2 tRNA genes and 2 rRNA genes (1 of these 4 cut by a window edge) are annotated in these 2,752 nt (G+C 49.1%); all 4 read left to right on the plus strand.

What is annotated here, in order from left to right:
* Positions 1-1,677: ribosomal RNA gene (locus tag ABJ081_02370) — 23S ribosomal RNA — on the plus strand; it begins 1,119 nt to the left of the window's first position.
* A 224-nt stretch (positions 1,678-1,901) separates the two neighbouring features.
* A 5S ribosomal RNA gene (gene rrf, locus ABJ081_02375) occupies positions 1,902-2,016 on the plus strand.
* 280 nt (positions 2,017-2,296) lie between these two features.
* A tRNA-Met gene (locus ABJ081_02380) sits at positions 2,297-2,373 on the plus strand.
* Positions 2,374-2,508: 135 nt separating this feature from the next.
* Positions 2,509-2,629: transfer RNA gene (locus ABJ081_02385), tRNA-Met, on the plus strand.
* Positions 2,630-2,752: the final 123 nt, after the last annotated feature.

The following is a 2,752-nucleotide window of genomic DNA, read 5'->3' on the forward strand; positions in this document are numbered from 1 at the left end:
TAAAGAAAGCGTAACAGCTCACTGGTCTAAATAAGGGTTTTTGCGGCGAAAATGTAACGGGGATTAAGCCATTCACCGAAGCTATGGGTGCATCTTTGATGCGCGGTAGCAGAGCGTTCTGTAAGTTGATGAAGGGAGACCCGTGAGGGCTCCTGGAGATATCAGAAGTGCGAATGTTGACATGAGTAACGATAAAGAGTGTGAGAGACACTCTCGCCGAAAATCCAAGGGTTCCTGCTTAAAGCTAATCTGAGCAGGGTTAGTCGGTCCCTAAGGCGAGGCAGAAATGCGTAGTCGATGGGAAACAGGTTAATATTCCTGTACTTGGTGGTAGTGACGGATCCCGATAGTTGTTCTTCCTTATTGGATTGGAAGGGCCGCGTAGGGGTTCCAGGAAATAGCTCCACCGTATAAACCGTACCCGAAACCGACACAGGTGGATAGGTAGAGAATACCAAGGCGCTTGAGAGAACTATGTTGAAGGAACTCGGCAAATTGCTCCCGTAAGTTCGCGAGAAGGGAGCCCAATACTTAGGCAACTAGGTATTGGGGGCACAGAAATGGGGGTTGCGACTGTTTATCAAAAACACAGGGCTCTGCGAAGTTGCAAAACGACGTATAGGGTCTGACGCCTGCCCGGTGCTGGAAGGTTAAAAGGAGAGGTGCAAGCCTTGAATTGAAGCCCCAGTAAACGGCGGCCGTAACTATAACGGTCCTAAGGTAGCGAAATTCCTTGTCGGGTAAGTTCCGACCTGCACGAATGGCGTAACGACTTCCCCGCTGTCTCCAACATAGACTCAGTGAAATTGAATTCCCCGTGAAGATGCGGGGTTCCTGCGGTCAGACGGAAAGACCCCGTGCACCTTTACTATAGCTTCACACTGGCATTCGCCAAGGCATGTGTAGGATAGGTGGTAGGCTTTGAAACTCTCACGCCAGTGGGGGTGGAGCCATCCTTGAAATACCACCCTTATCTTCGTGGATGTCTAACTGCGGTCCGTTATCCGGATCCAGGACAGTGTGTGGTGGGTAGTTTGACTGGGGCGGTCGCCTCCTAAAGAGTAACGGAGGCGCGCGAAGGTAGGCTCAGACCGGTCGGAAATCGGTCGTTGAGTGCAATGGCATAAGCCTGCCTGACTGCGAGACTGACAAGTCGAGCAGAGACGAAAGTCGGTCATAGTGATCCGGTGGTCCCGCGTGGAAGGGCCATCGCTCAACGGATAAAAGGTACGCCGGGGATAACAGGCTGATGACCCCCAAGAGTCCATATCGACGGGGTTGTTTGGCACCTCGATGTCGGCTCATCGCATCCTGGGGCTGGAGCAGGTCCCAAGGGTTTGGCTGTTCGCCAATTAAAGCGGTACGTGAGCTGGGTTCAGAACGTCGTGAGACAGTTCGGTCCCTATCTGCCGTGGGCGTAGGAATATTGATGGGATCTGCCCCTAGTACGAGAGGACCGGGGTGGACGTATCTCTGGTGGACCTGTTGTTGCGCCAGCAGCATAGCAGGGTAGCTATATACGGAATAGATAACCGCTGAAGGCATCTAAGCGGGAAACTAACCCAAAGACGAGTATTCCCTGAGAGCCGTGGAAGACTACCACGTTGATAGGCTGGGTGTGGAAGTGCAGTAATGTGCGAAGCTTACCAGTACTAATAGCTCGATTGGCTTGATTGTTCTCATTGCTTGTGTCCATTTTAGTGATTTAAAGCGTGCGCGACGTCTATGACGACACGTATGCTTTAAATTATGAAAACAAACACATTAGCAGTAACGCCGAAAACACTGAAATATCAGTGATACCAGTTTAATGTCGCACGTTGAGCCCAAAGGGCGAAGCGCAAGACTTAAACCATAAAAAAATAACGACCAGTTTCTTAACATTATATGCTTTTTGCCGACCTGGTGGTCATGGCAAGGTGGCTGCACCCGTTCCCATTCCGAACACGGCCGTGAAACGCCTTAGCGCCGATGGTACTTTGTCTTAAGGCACGGGAGAGTAGGTCGCTGCCAGGTCTGCAAAACGCATATAATATTCTCAAAAATATCAAAAATTACTCAATCCAAAGAATATAAGACAATCTTGTCCCAAAACTTTGGTGCGAGACGAAAAACACATCTATATAGTAGATGTGGCGCTAGGTATTCTTGCACAACTCGACATCTGCTAACGCAAATTGTCTGTTTGTGCGACGCGTGTTTGCAAATGCAAACATAGCTGGCGATAATATGTCTCTCGTTATCTTTGCTACGCAAAGTTAACTGGCGACGCAGCGTCAAAAGGTAAAGCTTTTAACGCGGGATGGAGCAGCCCGGTAGCTCGTCAGGCTCATAACCTGAAGGTCGTAGGTTCAAATCCTACTCCCGCAACCAAATCAGCACCCTCTCTTTTGAGTAGGGTGTTTTTTTGTGCGTCCTCATAACTCATTAAATACTTCAACGCGTCACGATTTGACATTCTTCTTCGCAGAATTGTCTGGTCGTGCAGCGCATTCGCTTTATGCGAATTGCTTGGAGTGGAGCAGCCCGGTAGCTCGTCAGGCTCATAACCTGAAATCTTCTCGGCGTTTACTACGTAAAAGCCTGTCAGATCAATGGGGCAAAGGTTCAAATACTACTCCCGCAACCAAAGCATTCTTTGCAAAGCAAAAATGCGGAATAAAAAACAGACGTTCTTCGAAATACGAAAACGTCGAGTGCATTACTCACAAAAACACAACAAACAAGCCTCGTACAAAGCGGGGCTTTTTTT

It is taken from the genome of Hyphomicrobiales bacterium (assembly GCA_039989895.1).
GTDB lineage: Bacteria > Pseudomonadota > Alphaproteobacteria > Rhizobiales > JACESI01 > JACESI01.